The organism is Bacillus sp. COPE52, assembly GCF_003355115.1.
Lineage (GTDB): Bacteria > Bacillota > Bacilli > Bacillales > Bacillaceae_G > Bacillus_A > Bacillus_A toyonensis.
In genome coordinates, this window is sequence record NZ_CP031292.1 from 104858 (window position 1) to 124182 (window position 19325).

The 19325-nt window shown below is 37.4% G+C and carries 21 protein-coding genes, 1 rRNA gene and 1 other annotated feature; all 22 genes read right to left on the reverse strand.

Translation table 11 applies throughout. The features are described 5' to 3' along the window. Positions 1 to 37: 37 nt before the first annotated feature. The 22 genes from rplA to rrf all read right to left on the reverse strand — a co-directional run bounded on the left by rplA (position 38) and on the right by rrf (position 19208). Entirely contained in the window at positions 38 to 730 is a 693-nt protein-coding gene (gene rplA, locus DPQ31_RS00635) for a 50S ribosomal protein L1 (protein ID WP_002093855.1), read from the reverse strand. A 179-nt stretch (positions 731 to 909) separates the two neighbouring features. After that, positions 910 to 1335: a 50S ribosomal protein L11 gene (gene rplK, locus DPQ31_RS00640; protein WP_001085872.1), complete on the reverse strand. Its 426-nt coding sequence runs from the start codon at positions 1333 to 1335 to the stop codon at positions 910 to 912. 167 nt (positions 1336 to 1502) lie between these two features. Continuing rightward, positions 1503 to 2036, reverse strand: a complete 534-nt coding sequence (nusG, locus tag DPQ31_RS00645; RefSeq protein WP_000415793.1) for a transcription termination/antitermination protein NusG — start codon at positions 2034 to 2036, stop codon at positions 1503 to 1505. 131 nt (positions 2037 to 2167) lie between these two features. Then, a complete protein-coding gene (gene secE / locus DPQ31_RS00650) occupies positions 2168 to 2347 on the reverse strand; it encodes a preprotein translocase subunit SecE (protein WP_001241321.1) in 180 nt (59 codons plus the stop codon). A gap of 23 nt (positions 2348 to 2370) precedes the next feature. Further along, entirely contained in the window at positions 2371 to 2517 is a 147-nt protein-coding gene (gene rpmG / locus DPQ31_RS00655; RefSeq protein ID WP_012260172.1) for a 50S ribosomal protein L33, read from the reverse strand. Positions 2518 to 2647: 130 nt separating this feature from the next. Beyond that, positions 2648 to 3307: an RNA polymerase factor sigma-70 gene (locus tag DPQ31_RS00660; protein WP_000387198.1), complete on the reverse strand. Its 660-nt coding sequence runs from the start codon at positions 3305 to 3307 to the stop codon at positions 2648 to 2650. 67 nt (positions 3308 to 3374) lie between these two features. Continuing rightward, a complete protein-coding gene (locus DPQ31_RS00665) occupies positions 3375 to 3887 on the reverse strand; it encodes an NYN domain-containing protein (protein ID WP_000997879.1) in 513 nt (170 codons plus the stop codon). Between the two features lie 3 nt (positions 3888 to 3890). Continuing rightward, on the reverse strand, positions 3891 to 4634 hold the full coding sequence (gene rlmB, locus DPQ31_RS00670) for a 23S rRNA (guanosine(2251)-2'-O)-methyltransferase RlmB (protein ID WP_208731458.1): 744 nt from the start codon (positions 4632 to 4634) through the stop codon (positions 3891 to 3893). Next, complete coding sequence (locus tag DPQ31_RS00675) at positions 4631 to 5038, reverse strand: Mini-ribonuclease 3 (RefSeq protein WP_000564265.1); 408 nt, start codon at positions 5036 to 5038, stop codon at positions 4631 to 4633. The genes rlmB and DPQ31_RS00675 overlap by 4 nt, the downstream gene beginning before the upstream one ends. Before the next feature lie 2 nt (positions 5039 to 5040). Beyond that, complete coding sequence (gene cysS / locus DPQ31_RS00680; protein ID WP_000152262.1) at positions 5041 to 6438, reverse strand: cysteine--tRNA ligase; 1398 nt, start codon at positions 6436 to 6438, stop codon at positions 5041 to 5043. Further along, positions 6419 to 7084, reverse strand: coding sequence for a serine O-acetyltransferase (gene cysE / locus DPQ31_RS00685; protein ID WP_000476498.1), 666 nt, complete (start codon positions 7082 to 7084; stop codon positions 6419 to 6421). Before cysE ends, cysS begins: the two co-directional genes overlap by 20 nt. Positions 7085 to 7230: 146 nt before the next feature. Further along, positions 7231 to 7479 (reverse strand) — a binding site (T-box leader). A gap of 47 nt (positions 7480 to 7526) precedes the next feature. Next, positions 7527 to 8984: a glutamate--tRNA ligase gene (gltX, locus tag DPQ31_RS00690; RefSeq protein ID WP_000415160.1), complete on the reverse strand. Its 1458-nt coding sequence runs from the start codon at positions 8982 to 8984 to the stop codon at positions 7527 to 7529. An 89-nt stretch (positions 8985 to 9073) separates the two neighbouring features. After that, entirely contained in the window at positions 9074 to 9550 is a 477-nt protein-coding gene (gene ispF, locus DPQ31_RS00695; protein WP_000488380.1) for a 2-C-methyl-D-erythritol 2,4-cyclodiphosphate synthase, read from the reverse strand. Between the two features lie 116 nt (positions 9551 to 9666). Then, positions 9667 to 10347 (reverse strand): 2-C-methyl-D-erythritol 4-phosphate cytidylyltransferase, encoded by a 681-nt coding sequence (gene ispD / locus DPQ31_RS00700; protein ID WP_000288308.1) that lies wholly within the window; start codon positions 10345 to 10347, stop codon positions 9667 to 9669. 16 nt (positions 10348 to 10363) lie between these two features. Beyond that, positions 10364 to 11467, reverse strand: coding sequence for a PIN/TRAM domain-containing protein (locus DPQ31_RS00705; protein WP_000919680.1), 1104 nt, complete (start codon positions 11465 to 11467; stop codon positions 10364 to 10366). A gap of 160 nt (positions 11468 to 11627) precedes the next feature. Continuing rightward, positions 11628 to 12701: a DNA integrity scanning diadenylate cyclase DisA gene (gene disA, locus DPQ31_RS00710; RefSeq protein ID WP_000392164.1), complete on the reverse strand. Its 1074-nt coding sequence runs from the start codon at positions 12699 to 12701 to the stop codon at positions 11628 to 11630. 3 nt (positions 12702 to 12704) lie between these two features. Beyond that, positions 12705 to 14081, reverse strand: coding sequence for a DNA repair protein RadA (gene radA / locus DPQ31_RS00715; RefSeq protein WP_001085199.1), 1377 nt, complete (start codon positions 14079 to 14081; stop codon positions 12705 to 12707). Positions 14082 to 14176: 95 nt separating this feature from the next. Continuing rightward, positions 14177 to 16612 (reverse strand): ATP-dependent protease ATP-binding subunit ClpC, encoded by a 2436-nt coding sequence (gene clpC / locus DPQ31_RS00720; RefSeq protein WP_000971171.1) that lies wholly within the window; start codon positions 16610 to 16612, stop codon positions 14177 to 14179. Between the two features lie 22 nt (positions 16613 to 16634). Continuing rightward, positions 16635 to 17699, reverse strand: coding sequence for a protein-arginine kinase McsB (locus tag DPQ31_RS00725; RefSeq protein WP_000050835.1), 1065 nt, complete (start codon positions 17697 to 17699; stop codon positions 16635 to 16637). A 4-nt stretch (positions 17700 to 17703) separates the two neighbouring features. Beyond that, positions 17704 to 18252, reverse strand: a complete 549-nt coding sequence (locus tag DPQ31_RS00730) for a protein-arginine kinase activator protein McsA (RefSeq protein ID WP_000128388.1) — start codon at positions 18250 to 18252, stop codon at positions 17704 to 17706. A gap of 170 nt (positions 18253 to 18422) precedes the next feature. After that, on the reverse strand, positions 18423 to 18884 hold the full coding sequence (gene ctsR / locus DPQ31_RS00735) for a transcriptional regulator CtsR (protein WP_001244560.1): 462 nt from the start codon (positions 18882 to 18884) through the stop codon (positions 18423 to 18425). Between the two features lie 208 nt (positions 18885 to 19092). Beyond that, a 5S ribosomal RNA gene (gene rrf, locus DPQ31_RS00740) occupies positions 19093 to 19208 on the reverse strand. Between the last annotated feature and the right edge of the window lie 117 nt (positions 19209 to 19325).

Genomic DNA, 19325 nt, shown 5'->3' on the forward strand with positions numbered 1-19325 from the left:
TATATTAAAACTTCTTTATGAAGTCAACTTCCAATTTTTACGCAAGTGTAGAAACGTCTACGCGTACGCCAGGTCCCATTGTAGAAGCAACAGTTGCATTCTTCATGTAAGTACCTTTTGCAGCAGCTGGCTTAGCTTTTTGTAGCGTGTCAGCAATTGTTTTGAAGTTTTCTACTAGTTTAGCATCTTCGAAAGATACTTTACCGATTGGAACGTGGATGTTACCAGCTTTATCAACGCGGTATTCAACTTTACCAGCTTTGATTTCGTTAACAGCTTTAGTTACATCGAAAGTAACTGTTCCAGTTTTAGGGTTTGGCATTAAACCTTTAGGTCCTAATACGCGACCAAGTTTACCAACTTCACCCATCATGTCAGGAGTTGCTACTACTACATCGAAATCGAACCAACCTTGTTGGATTTTACCGATGTAATCAGCATCGCCTACGAATTCAGCGCCAGCAGCTTCAGCTTCTTTTGCTTTTTCGCCTTTAGCGAATACTAATACACGTTGTACTTTACCAGTACCGTGTGGAAGAACAACTGCGCCACGAATTTGTTGGTCAGCTTTCTTAGGGTCAACACCTAAACGGAATGCAGCTTCTACAGTTGCATCAAATTTAGCTGTGTTTGTTTTCTTTACTAATTCTACTGCTTCTGTTGCAGAGTAAGCAGTTGCACGATCAACAAGCTTCGCAGCTTCTACGTACTTTTTACCTCTTTTAGCCATTTTTATTTCCTCCTCGAATGTGGTTTTAGCGGAATAACCTCCCACGTTTACGCTTTTTTTCCAGGGATAACCTGAGGATGCGCGCCATCCTTTTATTTTAAAAAACGATAATCATTTACGATAATAAAGGTTGCGAATTGGAATTCCAGACCCGCAACCTTTTTTAAAAACAAATCGAATTAGTCTTCGATAACGATGCCCATACTGCGTGCAGTACCTTCAACCATACGCATTGCAGCTTCTACGCTAGCAGCGTTTAGGTCAGGCATTTTAGTTTCAGCGATTTCGCGTACTTTATCACGCTTAACAGTTGCCACTTTATTACGGTTTGGTTCACCAGAACCAGACTCAATACCAGCTACTTTCTTAAGAAGAACAGCAGCAGGAGGAGTTTTAGTAATGAAAGTGAATGAACGGTCCTCAAATACCGTAATTTCAACAGGGATGATAAGACCAGCTTGATCTGCTGTACGAGCGTTAAACTCTTTACAGAAGCCCATGATGTTAACACCTGCTTGTCCTAATGCTGGACCAACTGGTGGAGCTGGGTTAGCTTTACCTGCAGGAATTTGAAGCTTTACCATTTTAATTACCTTTTTAGCCACGAGACACACCTCCTTAAGTCCGTGATGTGGTCAATTGGACAGTGATTTGCCCTCCCACGTCATATTTTATCTGTAACGATAAAATCTTTCAAAAAACGTCTCCGATAACGAAGACGTACTGACTTAAAAGATATTATCACTTTTTACAATTCATTTCAAGTTTCATTTTATAATTTTTCAATTTGATGGAAGTCAAGTTCAACTGGAGTCTCGCGACCAAACATATCTACAAGCACACTCACTTTTTTCTTCTCCACATCAATTTCTTCAATAGCACCTGTATAATCTGCGAATGGTCCCTCATTTACACGTACTGTCTCATGAAGTTCAAAGTCGAAATCAACCACTTCATTGTCCATTCCCATATGCTTCATAATGGTAACAACTTCCTCTTCTAATAGAGGGGATGGTTTAGATCCAGAACCTGAAGAACCAACAAAACCTGTTACACCCGGTGTATTACGAACAACATACCAAGAGTCATCAGTCATGATTAGTTCCACTAACACGTAACCTGGGAACACTTTTCTTTTCATTATTTTTTCTTTACCATTTTTCATTTCTACTTCTACTTCTTCTGGGACAACAACACGGAAAATTTTATCTTGCATACCCATTGATTCTACACGTTTCTCTAGGTTTGCCTTTACTTTATTTTCATATCCAGAATAAGTATGGACAACATACCAACTTTTTTCCATTCATTTAGGACGAGCGTCCTTCCCTCCCTGACGTACATTTTTTTGCGCAAATGAAAAAACCCGTTCACCGGGCTTTTACACAGTTCTTATAAATAACATTATATCATGGATAAGTGCTTCTTATTCAAGAATTAACCAAGAATTAACCGAATTAAAGAAGAAATGCCCATATCAACTACTGCGAAGAAAATCGCAAAGAACACAACTGTAGCGATAACAGTCGCTGTTGAGCGGAGTAATTCATCTTTTTTAGGCCAACTTACTTTTTTCATTTCGCGACCTACATCGCCGAAAAAGTTCGTTAAACGCATCTGCGGGACCTCCAGTGTATTATTTATTTTGTTTCCTTGTGAACTGTATGCTTATTGCATGTTTTACAAAACTTCTTTATCTCAAGTCGCTCTACTGAGCTCGTATCTTTCATCGTAGAGTAGTTTCGATTTTTACACTCTTCACATGAGAGTACAACTTTTTTCCTCATTAGTTACACCAGCCTTGTAACATTATGTCCCTAAAAATGTATCATACAACAAAAGACAATGTCAATGTCATGACTCTCACTCTCGTTACAAAAAGAAAACAGGTGAATTAATTTACACCTGCGTTACTTTCTATGAATTTAAAGTTGTACTCTCTCTCATTTCCATATATCGTTCCAATTTTCTCTTCACCCGCTGTAAAGCGTTATCAATAGATTTCACATGTCTATTTAACTGTTCCGAAATCTCTTGATAAGAGCGACCATCTAAGTATAAAGAAAGTACTTTTCTTTCTAAATCGCTTAATAATTCAGATATTTTAGACTCTATGTCGGTATATTCTTCTTGACTAATGATCATCTCTTCAGGATCAGTCACCTTCGCTTCGGAAATAACATCCAATAACGTTCGATCAGATTCCTCATCGTAAATCGGCTTATCTAAAGACACATACGAATTTAAAGGAATATGTTTTTGTCTTGTTGCTGTTTTAATAGCGGTAATAATTTGTCGAGTAATACACAGTTCAGCAAATGCTTTGAACGAAGACAGCTTGTCCTCTTTATAATCACGAATTGCTTTAAACAATCCAATCATACCTTCTTGAACAATATCTTCTCGATCGGCACCCACCAAGAAATAAGATCTTGATTTCGCGCGAACAAAGTTCTTATATTTATGAATTAAATATTCTAGAGCGTCAGTATTACCTTTTCGAACTAACTCAACGATTGCCTCATCCTCTAAATCACGAAATGTAACGTCGCCTACACTTACGAAGCCTGCTTCCACCTTGATCCCTCCGACCGCTATTTATTTAGCAATATTATACAGTAAAAAGACAAAGAGCGTCAATGCTTCAACGCTCTCCTCTTCTTAATTTTTCTAATTTTTCTGTAATATCCTCACTAAATATCTTTCGCATGGCAGGTTGCTTTTCTTTCGTGTCTTTTGTACGTCTTCTTACTTGTTGTTCCATCGCTTGTACTTCTAACTCTAATTCACGCGCAGATTTCCGAAGGGCACCTTGCGCAAATATAACCCATTGTTCCGTATAATCAGAAGTCGCAACATATATTTGTGTATTTATATTTCTAAGCTCAATCGCAAGTTTCTCTATCTTTTCGTCCGCAGTTTGATTTTTGCGCGTGAATATTACTTCCACCCGCGATTGTTTCATCTTTTTTTCAATACCGTGGACTGTATAGGCATCAAAGACTATCATTACTTTCGTTCCTGTATATCCTTGATAATCCGCCATCTTATCAATAAGCGCGTCTCTTGATGATTGCAAATCTACATCCCGTAGTTTTTTCAAGTCTCCCCAAGCTCCGATAATGTTGTAACCGTCAACGATTAAAATATCGTTCATTTTTTATTTACCAATTTCGTGACGTTTACGATATACCTCATACATTAACAAACTTGCGGCTACTGAAGCATTTAAGGATGTAACTTTACCAACCATCGGTAAAGTAATTAAGAAATCACACTTTTCACCAATAATACGACTCATACCTTTTCCTTCACTACCAATTACTAATCCAATCGGCATTTTACCATCTAAATTACGGTAATCCGTTTTTCCTTTGGCATCTGTACCAGCAATCCAAAGTCCGCGTTCCTTCAATTCATCAATTGTGCGAGATAAGTTTGTTACGCGCGCAACTGGAATATATTCAATTGCTCCTGTTGATGCTTTCGCAACTGATGCTGTAAGTCCTACAGCCCTTCTTTTCGGAATAATAACCCCATGAGCTCCTGTGGCATCAGCAGTACGTATAATAGAACCTAGGTTATGCGGATCTTCAATTTCATCTAAGATTAAGAAGAATGGATCTTCATTACGTTTTTCTGCTACTTTGAATAAATCTTCTAATTCAGCATACTGGTATGCAGCTACTTGAGCAATTACACCTTGATGATTACCCTCAACTAATTGATCTAACTTCTTCTTTGGTGCATGTTGTAAAATAATCTTATTTTCTTTCGCTAATGCTAGTACAATCTGCACTTGCCCTTTGGCAGCACCTTCTGCGATCCAAATTTTATTAATATCTCTCCCTGATCGTAACGCTTCAATTACAGGGTTACGTCCGATAATATATTCACTACTCATGATGATGTGCCCCCTTCCTTTTCTTCTAAAACTGCAATTGCCTTATATACAATTTCGTCTAATCTTTCACGATTATTTAATAAGTGATGATAACCAATTAGCGCTTCAAAGGCTGTACTATGTCGATATGTTTGTACATCCGTATTTTTCGGAACGGTACCTGAATTTGCATTACGCCCTCTTCTTAATACCGCCTCTTCTTCCTCTGTCAAAAATGACGTCTCTAATAAATGATAAACAACTTTCGCCTGTGCTTTTGCCGAAACAAAGCTCGTCCCTAAGCGATGTAATTGATTAGGACGAACTTTTCCTTTTTGAAGGAGGTGATAGCGGATATATTGTTCATATACCGCATCACCCATATATGCTAACGCTAAGCTGTTTAATTGCTTTGCATCAATCATTCTTATCCTCTTTTCCATCTTGTACCTTGTGCGGTATCTTCTAAAATAATATTCCGTTCTTTTAAATCATCGCGAATTTGATCAGATAATGCGAAATCACGATTTTTACGAGCTTCAATACGCTTTTGGATAAGTGCCTCAATTTCCTCATCAAGCAATTCTTCTTTTGCTAATTCTAATCCTAAAATATCGAATAATGTTTCAAGTTGTTTCACGTATGCTTCAATTACAACTTTAGAAGTATGTTCTTCTAATAAATATTGATTTGCGTGATTTGCTACATTATATAATTCAGTAATCGCATTAGCAGTATTGAAGTCATCATCCATTGCTTCTTCAAATGCAGCCTGGAATTTTTCCATCTCAGCTAACCATTTCTCATTATGATCTGTTAAATTCGCGCTACTTTCCATACGATGCTTTAAGTTACCGTAAGCTGTTTTAATTCTTTCTAGCCCGTTATTCGTACTTTGTAATAACTCTTCACTAAAGTTAATTGGATGACGGTAATGTACTGATAGCATAAAGAATCTAATTAACTGTGGATCATATTGCTTAATGATATCGTGAACTAAAATGAAGTTTCCAAGTGACTTAGACATCTTCTCATTATCAATATTAATATATCCATTATGCATCCAGTAACGTGCAAATGTTTTTCCAGTCAACGCCTCGGACTGCGCAATTTCATTTTCATGATGAGGAAATGCTAAGTCTTGACCACCAGCATGAATGTCAATTGTATCCCCTAAGTACTTACGTGCCATCGCTGAGCATTCAATATGCCACCCTGGACGTCCTTTCCCCCAAGGGCTTTCCCAGAAGATTTCTCCCTCTTTTGCAGCTTTCCATAAAGCAAAGTCAAGAGGGTCTTGTTTCTTTTCTCCTACTTCAATACGTGCACCATGACGTAAATCAGCGATTGGCTGATGCGATAATTTACCGTAACCTTCGAATTCTTTCGTTCTAAAGTACACATCACCTTCTGATTCATATGCATACCCTTTATTCACAAGTTCTTGAATAAATTCAATAATAATATCCATATTTTCTGTTACACGCGGATGAACTGTTGCATGTTTGCAACCTAGTGCGGTTACATCTTCAAAATATGCTTCAACGAAACGGTCAGCAATTGTCGGTACATCTTCACCTAATTCATTTGCCGCTTTAATTAATTTATCATCTACGTCAGTAAAGTTAGATACATACTGCACTTCGTACCCTTTGTATTCTAAATAACGGCGTACTGTATCGAACACCATAGGGGGTCTCGCATTCCCAATATGGATGTAGTTATATACTGTAGGACCGCAAACATACATCTTTACCTTATTTTCTTCTAATGGAATAAACTCTTCCTTTTGACGTGTTAGCGTATTATAAATGTGAATAGTCATTTTTATCCTTCCTTTCTACCTTTACTTCAAGTTGCTTTTTCAATTTATCAAGTTCTGCTTCCATAACCTTTAATTTATCAAAAATCGGATCCGGAAGATCGGAATGATTTAACTCTTGACCAATCTTCACTCCATTTTGAATAACGACTCGGCCAGGTATACCTACAACTGTAGAATGCGCAGGGACTTCTTTTAATACAACGGATCCTGCTCCAATTTTAGAATTCTCTCCAACAGTAATTGAGCCTAGTACTTTAGCACCTGTTGCAATTAATACATTATCCTGAATTGTAGGGTGCCTCTTTCCCTTTTCTTTTCCCGTACCACCTAATGTAACACCTTGATAAATTGTTACATTATCACCAATCTCACACGTTTCTCCAATTACAACCCCCATTCCATGGTCAATGAAAAAATGACGACCAATTGTTGCTCCTGGATGAATCTCAATGCCAGTAAAAAACCGACTAACTTGTGAAATCCAACGTGCAATAAAAAAGAAATTCTTTTTATAAAAAGCATGTGCAATTCGATGGGCCCAAACTGCATGTAATCCAGAGTAAGTCAAAATGACTTCGAAATAACTTCGTGCCGCTGGATCCTGTTCAAAAACGACTTCAATATCTTCCCGAAGCCTCTTAAACATCGATGTCCCCTCCCCTTTATGGGCTGCTTTTTCGAGTGAACTAACTCCCTTAACTCCCCACTTATCCTCTAAATCTTTATACAAGGAGATCAAACTTATACTTATACCGACTTTTACGGTATAAAAAAAGACGCCTCTGTCATATTGACAGAGACGCCTTTTAAGCGCGGTTCCACTCTGTTTAGGCTAATAAAAAAGCCTCAAACTCATCCATGATAACGGTGTACACCGCTTCTGCTTACTTTACGCCCTAAGACATTTCACGAAACAATTCGTTGTTCAGCAGAAGACTCGAAGGGGCATTTCAAAAATCCGCTTATAAACCACTTCCAGCCTAAAGGTGGTTCTCTCTGTAAAAAGCCTGATTTTCTACTTCTCCTTCTCGTCGCTTTTCCTTATTAGATTTTAAGTATACTTATTATATTTCTAAACCTAGAAAATGTTAACCAATTACTTTTTGAAGACGATTTAAAACTTTTTCTTTCCCAAGAAGTGCAATCGCATTAGGAAGCTCTGGACCATGTGTTTGACCAGTAGTAGCAACACGGATTGGCATAAATAAGTTTTTACCTTTATGCCCTGTTTCCTTTTGAACTGCTTTAATAGCTGCCTTAATCGCTGCAGGCTCCATCGCTTCTAGAGCTTCTATTTGACCAGCAAATGCACGAAGTACTTCAGGTACCTGTTCACCATTTAACACTTCTTGTCCTTCTTCTTCATAATCAACATGATCTTTAAAGAACATTTCAGAAAGCTCTACGATTTCAGCTCCGAAACTCATTTGGTCATGATATAAAGCAATTACATCACGAATCCAAGCTTGTTCTTGTTCACTTAAAGTTTCGCCTACACGTCCAGCTTTCACTAAATGCGGTAAACTTAACTCTACAACCGTATCTAAATCTTGCTTTTTCATATACTGGTTGTTCATCCATTTTAATTTTTGAGAATCAAATAATGCAGGTGATTTTGATAAACGAGCTGCATCGAACATTTTGATGAACTCATCTTTAGAGAAGATCTCTTCTTCTCCTACCGGCGACCAACCTAGTAGTGCAATAAAGTTAAAGATTGCTTCTGGAAGATATCCTAGCTCTTTATATTGCTCAATAAATTGAATAATAGATTCATCACGTTTACTTAACTTTTTACGGCTTTCGTTAACAATTAGGGTCATATGACCGAATTGTGGGATGTCCCAACCGAAAGCTTCATAAATCATCATTTGTTTTGGCGTATTTGAAATATGATCATCGCCACGAAGCACATGTGTAATCTCCATTAAGTGATCATCTACTGCTACCGCAAAGTTATAAGTTGGAATTCCATCTTTTTTCACGATAACAAAATCACCGAAATCATTTGAATGGAATGCAACTTCATCTTTTACGATGTCTTTGAATGTGTAATCACGATCAGCTGGTACACGGAAACGAATACTTGGAATACGTCCCTCAGCTTCAAATTCTTTCATTTGTTCTTCAGTTAAATCACGATGGTTACCTGCATAACGAGGTGTTTCACCACGAGAAATTTGTCCTTCACGCTCTGCTTCCAGCTCTTCTTCTGTCATATAACATTTGTAAGCTAAACCACGCTCTAATAAATCTAGATATAATTTTTTATAAATATCTAAACGCTCTGTTTGACGATATGGTCCGAATTCACCACCAACATCAACACCTTCATCCCAGTCCATACCGAGCCATTTCAAGTATTTTAATTGGCTTTCTTCTCCACCTGCAACATTACGTTTTACATCAGTATCTTCAATACGAATAATAAACTTACCATCTTGATGACGAGCAAATAAATAATTAAATAATGCCGTACGCGCATTTCCGATATGTAAGTGTCCTGTTGGACTTGGCGCATAGCGCACTCTCACTTGCTTTTCCATAATTGGTACACCTTCCATTCTTAATGTCAACACATTCTATAATTGTACAACAAAAAAATGTGATTATCCATCTTACGAATTAAAAACCATTATTTTTTCTGTAATAATACCACTGCTTGAGAAGCAATTCCTTCTTCTCTACCTGTAAATCCTAATTTTTCTGTTGTTGTTGCCTTTACATTAATGTTATCTATAGACGTTTCTAACAGTTCACTAATACGTTTACGCATACTTTCAATATGCGGTGCCATTTTTGGCTTTTGAGCAATAATTGTACAATCTAGGTTTCCTAGCTCGTAACCTTGTTCGCGTACAAATTCCCAAACCTTTTGTAGTAATATAGCTGAATCTGCATCTTTAAAGGCAGGATCAGTATCAGGAAAATGCTTTCCAATATCTCCTGCTGCAATTGCTCCTAGACATGCGTCAGCAATCGTATGTAACAATACATCCGCATCTGAGTGACCGATTAATCCCTTCTCATGGGGAATTGTAATTCCGCCGATAATTAACGGTCTACCTTCTGCAAATTCATGTACATCAAAACCTTGTCCAATTCGAAACATTCTTTACATCCTCCTTGAGCTAAACCACTGAGCTTTATGACTCTATATTATATCGATATCCTTACAAAGAAAAGCCCGGCTATTGCCGAGCTTTCCTTTGTTATACACCATCACGGCTATTTTTTCTGAACATGAAGGAAACTTTCAGCAATTAGTAAATCCTCTGGAGTCGTCACTTTAATATTATAGTAACTCCCCTCTACTACACCTACTTGCTTACCAATGCGTTCTACGAGACTTGCATCATCTGTACCAAGAAAACAGCTCTGTTTTGCACTTCTATGAGCTTCTAACAAAAGCGAAACAGAGAACCCTTGCGGTGTTTGTACAGCCTTAAGCTGAGATCGTTCTACCGTTTCGACAACAACACCTTGTTCTACTTTCTTCACTGTATCCTTTACTGGCACTGCACAAATGGAAGCCCCATATTTTTCTGCTGCTGTTAATACATCTTGAATCACTTTATTCGTTACGAATGGGCGCGCTCCGTCATGCACAAGAACGTATTCCACATCACTTGCATGCTGAATCGCGTTATATACACTATCTTGTCTTTCAGCCCCACCTTGAATAAATTGCACCTGTTTTTCAATCGGATACTTCTGCATTAATTCTTCAAAATACGGGCGTTCCTCTTCGTTAATTGCCATAACAATACTTTTGCACGCCTTATCTCTTTCAAAAGCACGTAATGTATGCACGATAATCGGTACTTCATTTATAAGTAAGAACAACTTATTTTTGCCAGCACCCATCCGCTTTCCTTGACCGGCTGCCGGAATAATTAATGTATACATATTAATAATCCTCTACCTATAATGCTTTTTCTAATAATTTACGTTTTGCGAAAATCATACGACCAGCCGATGTTTGTAATACGCTAGTAACTAGTACATTAAGTTGCGAACCTACATACTCTCTACCATCTTCTACTACAATCATCGTACCATCATCTAAGTACGCAACACCTTGGTTTTGCTCTTTACCATCTTTCACAACATAAACACTTAATTCTTCGCCAGGGAGTACAACTGGTTTAATTGCATTAGCTAAATCATTAATGTTTAACACCGTTACTCCTTGTAATTCAGAAACTTTATTTAAGTTAAAATCATTTGTTACTACAGTTCCACCGGTGATTTTAGCTAACTTTACAAGTTTGCTATCCACCTCTTGGATATCCTCGAAATCGCCTTCATAAATTTCTACCGGAATCGGCATCTCTTTTTGAATACGATTTAAAATGTCTAGTCCTCTGCGACCACGATTACGCTTTAAAGCATCGGAGGAGTCGGCAATATGCTGAAGCTCTTCTAATACGAATTGTGGAATTACAATTGTTCCTTCTAAAAACTTCGTTTGGCAAATATCAGCAATACGTCCATCAATAATTACACTCGTATCGAGAATTTTCCAATGAGCCGTAGATTTTTCTACCTCTATCTCTTCGTTCTCACTATTGTTTTTCTTCTTACCTCCGCGTTGGGGTAATGTAAATAATCCTAGCAATTCATTCCTCTTTTTAAATCCTACTTGGAATCCTAAATATCCAAGTAAAAGAGTAAAGAACACTTGCAATACTGTGCTAATAACCGGAATTGTAAATTCACGAATTGGTATTAAAATTAAATATGCAACAATGAGACCAGAGATTAACCCTAATGTACCAAATAAAACATCTGCTACAGGCGCCTTTACAAGAGCCTCTTCAATATGCTTAATAAGTTGAACAATATAATCTACAAGCCAAAATGTTGTTAAAAATAAAATAATTGCACCAATAATTGCACGAACATACGATCCTTCCAATAAAGGAACAGCACCGATGTCTAATACATTAATAACTTTTGGGATTAAGTAAATCCCTAACGCTCCCCCAATTACTAGAAAGAAGAGCTGTACGATCCGTTTTAACATCCAACCACCTCCTACTCATTATTAACCATTGTTTCGCTAATCAAAACGCCGAATGCAAAAGCGGACGTGTTTTTTTATAAATAGTTTTATTTACCAATATATCATATCATATACCAAAAATGTTCTAGTGTCGTTATATTATGGAATCAATGTAATATTCTTAATTGTGTCTACTCATATAGAGATGCTCTTGAATTCTTTTTAAGCCTTCTCGTATTTTCTTCGCCCTTACTTCTCCAATTCCTTCCACATCATCCAATTCATGAATAGTCGCGCGACAAACACCTTGCAACGTTTTGAATCGATTAATTAAATTTTCAATGATAAGTGGCGGAACACGAGAGATTTTGCTTGTGATTCGATATCCCCTTGGCGTCACACTTTCTTCTAAACTCGTTTGCCCTGGGTAGCCAAGTAATTTAACTAAATCACTATCCTCTAAAAGTTGTGTATTTGCAAGGTCCTGCAACTTTTTCAAAATTTGATGATGGTCTTGTGTTTTTTCTTGGTGATAATCTTTGATTAATAATGCTGCCTCTGCCTCTAAATCAGCTAGTAGTTCTGTAAGTTGTAAACGGATTAACCTACCTTCTGTTCCTAGCTCATGAATATAGCTCAATATTTCATTTTTAATACGCAGTACCATTTCAACACTATGTAAAACGTGAACGACCTCGGACATTGTAACGACCTCTTCAAATTCTAGAATGCCCAAATTCGTAATACCATCATTCCATACAGCCTTATATTTTTCTAACGTTTGAATAGCTTGATTTGCCTTTGTTAAAATAACCCCTATATCTTTTAGTGTATAACGTAAGTTCCCTTGATATAGCGTAATTACGTTACGTCTTTGTGAAATAGCTACAACAAGGCTACCAGTCTGCTTCGCTACACGTTCTGCTGTTCGGTGACGCATGCCTGTTTCAATAGAATCAATAGATGCCTCTGGAACTAACTGTGCATTTGCTATTAAAATTTTACTTCCCGTTTCATTTAAAATAAGTGCCCCGTCCATTTTTGCTAATTCATATAAACTAGCAGGAGAGAATGCACAATTAATGTGAAAACCGCCATCAACAATACTTTTAATCTGCTCATTATATCCAAGAACAATTAGTCCCCCTGTTTGTGCGCGAAGTACATTATCTATCCCTTCGCGCAGTGGTGTCCCTGGGGCCACGAGCTGTAAAATATTAATCATACTTTTGACACGTTGCTTATTTTCTTCCATAGCCTAGCCTCCTAATGTCAAACGAAGCGCTTCTCCTAAATTAGAAACACCTACAACCTCAATCCCATCTGGAATTGTCCATCCTCCTAAGTTTTTTCTAGGAATAATAACACGTTGAAATCCTAATTTAGCCGCTTCTTGTACACGTTGTTCGATTCTTGATACTCTTCTTATTTCTCCAGTTAATCCTACTTCTCCTATTACTGCATCGGTTGGTGCCGTAGATTTATCCCTAAAACTTGAGGCTATACTTAAAGCCACTGCTAAATCAATTGCCGGTTCATCTAATTTCAAACCACCAGCTACTTTTAAATATGCATCTTGATTTTGCAATAGTAAGCCTGTTCTTTTTTCTAATACTGCCATAATAAGCGAAACACGGTTATGATCAATTCCCGTCGCCATTCTTCGAGGATTTCCAAAACTAGTAGGGGAGATTAAAGCTTGTATTTCTACTAAAACCGGTCTTGTTCCTTCCATTGAAGCAACTACTGTTGACCCTGCAACACCAACCGGCCTTTCCTCAAGGAAGATTTCAGAAGGATTTAAAACTTCCGCAAGACCAAGCTCTTTCATTTCAAAGATACCCATTTCATTCGTGGAACCAAAACGGTTCTTCACAGCTCGTAAAATACGATACGTATGGTGTCGATCTCCCTCAAAGTAGAGAACTGCATCGACCATATGTTCTAACATACGAGGTCCTGCAATTGCTCCTTCTTTTGTCACATGTCCGACGATGAAAATAGGGATTCCTTTTGTTTTTGCAAGTTTCATTAATTCCGCTGTACATTCACGTACTTGTGCCACACTTCCTGGTGCTGACGTCACTTCAGGTAAATGTATCGTTTGAATAGAATCAATAACAACAAAAGCTGGATTCATTTCTTCAATATGTGCTGCAATACGCTGCAGGTCTGTCTCTGCTACAACAAATAGATTGCTACCCTTTACATGCAAACGATCTGCACGAAGTTTAATCTGCTTTGCCGACTCCTCACCCGATATGTATAATACATCATATGAAGAATCTGCTAATTGCGATGAAATCTGTAATAGTAATGTTGATTTTCCAATCCCAGGGTCTCCACCAATAAGTACTAAGGACCCATCTACAATTCCGCCACCAAGCACACGGTTAAACTCTTGAAATTCCGTTTCAATACGTGCCTCAGACTTTGTTTCTACTTCAGTAAGACGTCTTGGTTTTGTTACTTCCGTTTGAATTGCATTCGCGTAATTAAGGCGCCTTGATGATACAACTGGTTCCATCTCTTCAACAAGTGTATTCCATTGACCACATCCGGGACATTTACCCATATATTTCGGTGACTGATAACCACATTCTTGACATATAAATTTCGTTTTCTTTTTAGCCATACCTTTTTATAGTTCACTTCACTTTCGTCTATAAACGTTTATCCTTCTCGTACAAGAAAGAGGGCTATCGCGTAGCCCTCTTTGTTTGTCTATACTTATTTTACCTTTTCCGCACTATGAATGACAAATGATTCTCCTTCTACATCAAAGATAACTTTTTGTCCTTTCTCAATAGCACCTTTTAAAAGTTCTTCAGATAGTCTATCTTCTACATGCTTCTGAATTGCCCTACGAAGCGGACGAGCACCGTACTCACGATCAAATCCTTTATCAGCAATAGCAGAAATTGCCCCTTCTGTTAATTGCAATTCGATTTCTTGTTCTTTTAAGCGATTCACTAACTGATTTACCATAAGAGTTACTATTTCTTGAATATGTTTTTTCTCAAGCATATGGAATACGATAATTTCATCAATACGGTTTAAGAATTCTGGACGAAATGCTTTTTTCAGTTCATCCATTACTTTGCCTTTCATATCCGAATAATCGCGGCTCTCATCTTGTACGTTAAATCCAAGATACTTATTACGTTTTAATGCATCTGCCCCAACGTTAGATGTCATAATAACAATTGTATTACGGAAATCTACTGTACGTCCTTTAGAATCGGTTAAACGACCATCTTCTAATACTTGTAGTAAAATATTAAACACATCCGGATGAGCTTTCTCTACCTCATCTAATAAGACAACTGAATATGGCTTGCGACGAACTTTCTCTGTTAATTGTCCACCTTCTTCATATCCAACATATCCTGGAGGAGAACCAACTAAACGGGAAGTAGAATGCTTCTCCATGTACTCTGACATATCGATGCGAATCATTGCATCTTCATCACCGAACATAGATTCTGCTAGTGCTCTTGCAAGTTCTGTTTTACCTACACCTGTTGGCCCTAAGAAAATAAATGAACCAATTGGGCGCTTCGGATCTTTTAATCCTGCTCTGGCACGACGAACAGCTTTTGCTACAGCTACTACCGCTTCATCTTGACCAATTAAACGATCATGAAGAATGGATTCTAAGTTTAATAATTTATCAGTCTCTGTTTGTGCAAGTTTAGAAACTGGGATACGCGTCCATGTAGAAACGACATTTGCAATATCTTCTACCGTAACCTCTGAATTTTCTTTTCCTTGTTGCTCTTTCCATTGACGTTTTGTATCTTCTAACTTCTCTCGTAAGCGTTGTTCCATATCACGTAAAGATGCAGCCTTTTCAAATTCTTGACTTTGTACAGCCGCATCTTTTTCTTTTCGAATCTCCTCAAGCTTCACTTCAAGCTCTTTTAAGTTTGGTGGTGTTGTATAAGAACGTAAGCGAACTTTTGAAGCAGCTTCATCAATTAAATCAATTGCTTTATCCGGTAAAAAGCGATCTGTAATATAACGATCTGAAAGTTTTACAGCTGCATCAATAGCGTCATCTGTAATAGATACACGGTGATGCGCCTCATAACGGTCACGTAAACCTTTCAAGATTTGAATCGATTCTTCTAAACTTGGCTCATCAACATGAATTGGTTGAAAACGTCTTTCTAAAGCCGCGTCTTTTTCAATATATTTGCGATACTCATCTAAAGTTGTCGCCCCAATACATTGTAACTCTCCTCGTGCTAAAGATGGTTTTAAAATATTCGATGCATCGATTGCACCTTCTGCTCCACCGGCACCAATTAATGTATGAAGCTCATCAATAAATAGAATAATATTGCCTGCTTGGCGAATTTCATCCATCACTTTCTTTAAACGGTCTTCAAATTCACCGCGATATTTCGTTCCAGCTACTACTGTACCCATGTCTAGTGTCATAACACGCTTATCTCTTAAAGTTTCAGGAACTTCATTATTTACAATTTGCTGTGCTAATCCTTCTGCAATTGCCGTTTTACCTACACCAGGCTCACCGATTAATACTGGGTTGTTTTTCGTTCTACGGCTTAACACCTCAATTACACGTTGAATTTCTTTACCACGTCCAATAACAGGGTCTAAGCGATTTTCACGTGCAACAACTGTTAAGTCCCTTGCTAAACTGTCAAGTGTCGGTGTATTTGCATTTGTTGCTGAACCACCTTGATGACCTGAACTAGCTTCATTACTTCCAAGAAGTTGTAACACTTGTTGTCTCGCTTTATTTAAACTTACACCTAAATTATTTAAAACACGTGCCGCTACACCTTCACCTTCACGGATTAAACCGAGTAAAATGTGTTCTGTTCCAACGTAAGAATGGCCTAGCTTACGCGCTTCATCCATAGATAATTCAATAACCTTTTTAGCACGAGGTGTATAATGTACAGTTTGAGAAGCTTCTGTTCCACGCCCAATTAACGCTTCTACTTCTTTTTGAACTTTCTCTGGACTTAATCCAAGAGCAATTAACGCTTTTGCTGCAATTCCTTCACCTTCGCGTACAAGCCCAAGTAAAATATGTTCTGTTCCAATATTATTATGCCCAATACGAATTGCTTCCTCTTGAGATAAAGCTAATACTTTCTGTGCTCTTTCTGTAAATCTTCCAAACATCATAGAAATCGCCTCCTACTTGCGCTTAGTTTTTTTCAATACGTAATCGCTCACGGATTAAGGTTGATCTTCGATAATCTCTTTCTTCTGGCCCTAAAGGTCCTCCTGCGTATTGTTGTAAAATGCCCGGTTGAGTAAGAACCATTAACTCCGTCAAAATATTTCTCGATATACCTTTTATATATCCTAGATCAATACCAAGTCGTACATCTGATAAGCAATTAGCAGCTTCTGCAGATTGAATTAAACGACTGTTTGCTAGTATGCCGTAAGAACGATAAACCTTATCTTCAAGTTCAATACTTGAATTTTGTACAATTAATTCTCTAGCCATTTTTTCTTGCTGTATAATTTGTTGAATGACACCTTTTAAATCTGCAATAATATCTTCTTCAGACTTTCCTAGCGTCATTTGATTTGACACTTGAAATATATTACCTAACGCTTCGCTACCTTCACCGTATATTCCTCTTACTACTAACCCTAATTTTTGAATTACTTGTATAATACGGCTAATTCTTTTTGTTAAAACCAGTCCCGGTAAATGAATCATCACAGAAGCTCTTAACCCTGTGCCAACATTAGTAGGACAGCTTGTAATATATCCAAGTGATTCATCAAAAGCGTATTCAACTTCTTTCTCAATCCAATTATCTATTTGATTGGCGCTTTGAAGCGCCTCTGATAACTGTAATCCTGAAAATAGGCACTGAATCCGAATATGGTCTTCTTCATTAAGCATAACACTAATATGTTCACTTTCTGATAGTAGACATGCTCCATATTCTGTCCCTGCAAGATTTGGACTAATTAAATGCTTTTCGACTAAAACTCTCCTTTGAAGAGGGGTTAATTCATTCATCTTTAATAGTCCAAACTCCCCAAAGGACCCTACTGCTTTATTTATAAATTTCTTTTTAAATAATTCATGAATCTGTTTAGCTTCTTCTTCGTTTTGCATAGTAGAAAATTGATATTGTTTAAAATTACGAGCCAAACGAATTCGACTACTTAAAACAATATCAGAATCAGGGCCATCCCCCTTCATCCATGGACTAATCGCTTCATTCATAATTTTGTCCAGTGACATAGAACTATTCCCCCTCTCTATGCTCACTAAGATGTATTTCAAGACCTCGAATCTTATCTCTTACCTCTGCAGCTTTCTCAAATTCCTCTTTCTGTACGCATTGTTTCAGAATGAGTTTTAGTTCATCTAATTCTTTCTTTAAGTGGATATTTCCTTCTATACGTTCCGGAATTTTTCCACAATGATCTGTATGCCCACCATGAAGACGTTTTAATAGTGGCTTTAAATGCTCCTTAAATGTATCGTAGCAAGAAGAACAGCCAAAACGTCCCACTTTTGTAAATTGTTCATATGTCATCTTACAATCTGGGCATCTTACTATATTTGCATTTGAAAATCCATTTTTTCCTTCTTCAAACATTGTTGATTCACCGTGTAATAAACCAGCGAATAAATCATGAAATGAAAAGTTAGACTGCGATGATTGAAAGAAAGACGTATAGCCACTTTGCTCTGCACATTGCTCACAAAGATGAACTTCCGCCTTCTTCTCGTTAATTACTTTTGTATAATGTAAAGTCGCTGGTCTTATATTACAGTTTTGACAAGTCATCACTATCCCCACCTTTACAACAGGAACGCTCTATCTCATGATACTTTTCATACATTACTAGATTGTTCGCTTTCCCGAATCCGTTTAAATAAAAGTGCATGTTCTTTTTCAAAACTTCTACAACATTTAACTGCTTTATCTTAGTCATCATTCTTTTACAAAAGCTATATTTATTTATATTTCAGTGTTCTTAACATTGCGCATAATATTCGAGCCCTAAGTTCATCTCGAGAAGGAACATCCATTGATAATACAGAACGATCTATTACGCTTAACATCAGTTTCGCTTCACGATTTGTTATGATTCCCTCTTCTATTAAACGTATAATCATGCTTTCTGCATTCCCTTGCGCAACACTATGATCAATCATATGAAGCATTTGATCAATAATGTCTATATCGTCATGCAGTTTGACTTTTATAATGCGAATGTAACCTCCTCCACCACGTTTACTTTCTACTACAAATCCTCTTTCTAACGTAAAACGGGTATTGATTACATAATTGATTTGAGATGGTACGCACTCGAACCGATCCGCAATCTCATTTCTCTTAATTTCAATCACATTATTATTGCTTAAGTCAATAACTTGCTTTAGATATTGCTCAATGATATCAGATATATTTCTCATTTATCCGCCACCTTTATTGACTTTGACTATCTTTGACTTTAATTATATACGTATTAATAAAATTTGCAACTCTTTTGCTTATTCACTATCCTAGCCACATTCTCCTGTATTTAATCAAAATATTAATACTTTAAACACATTTTTTTATTACTATGGATTATAAAATAAAACACGAAAAAACACGAGTCATTTGACTCGTGTTTTAGTTGCTTGGCGACGTCCTACTCTCACAGGGACAAGGTCCCAACTACCATCGGCGCTAGAGAGCTTAACTTCCGTGTTCGGTATGGGAACGGGTGTGACCTCTCTGCCATCATCACCAAACTATGAAGGCATATTCCTTCAAAACTAGATAACATTGCTTCATATTATATGGTTAAGTCCTCGATCTATTAGTATTCGTCAGCTCCACATGTCACCATGCTTCCACCTCGAACCTAT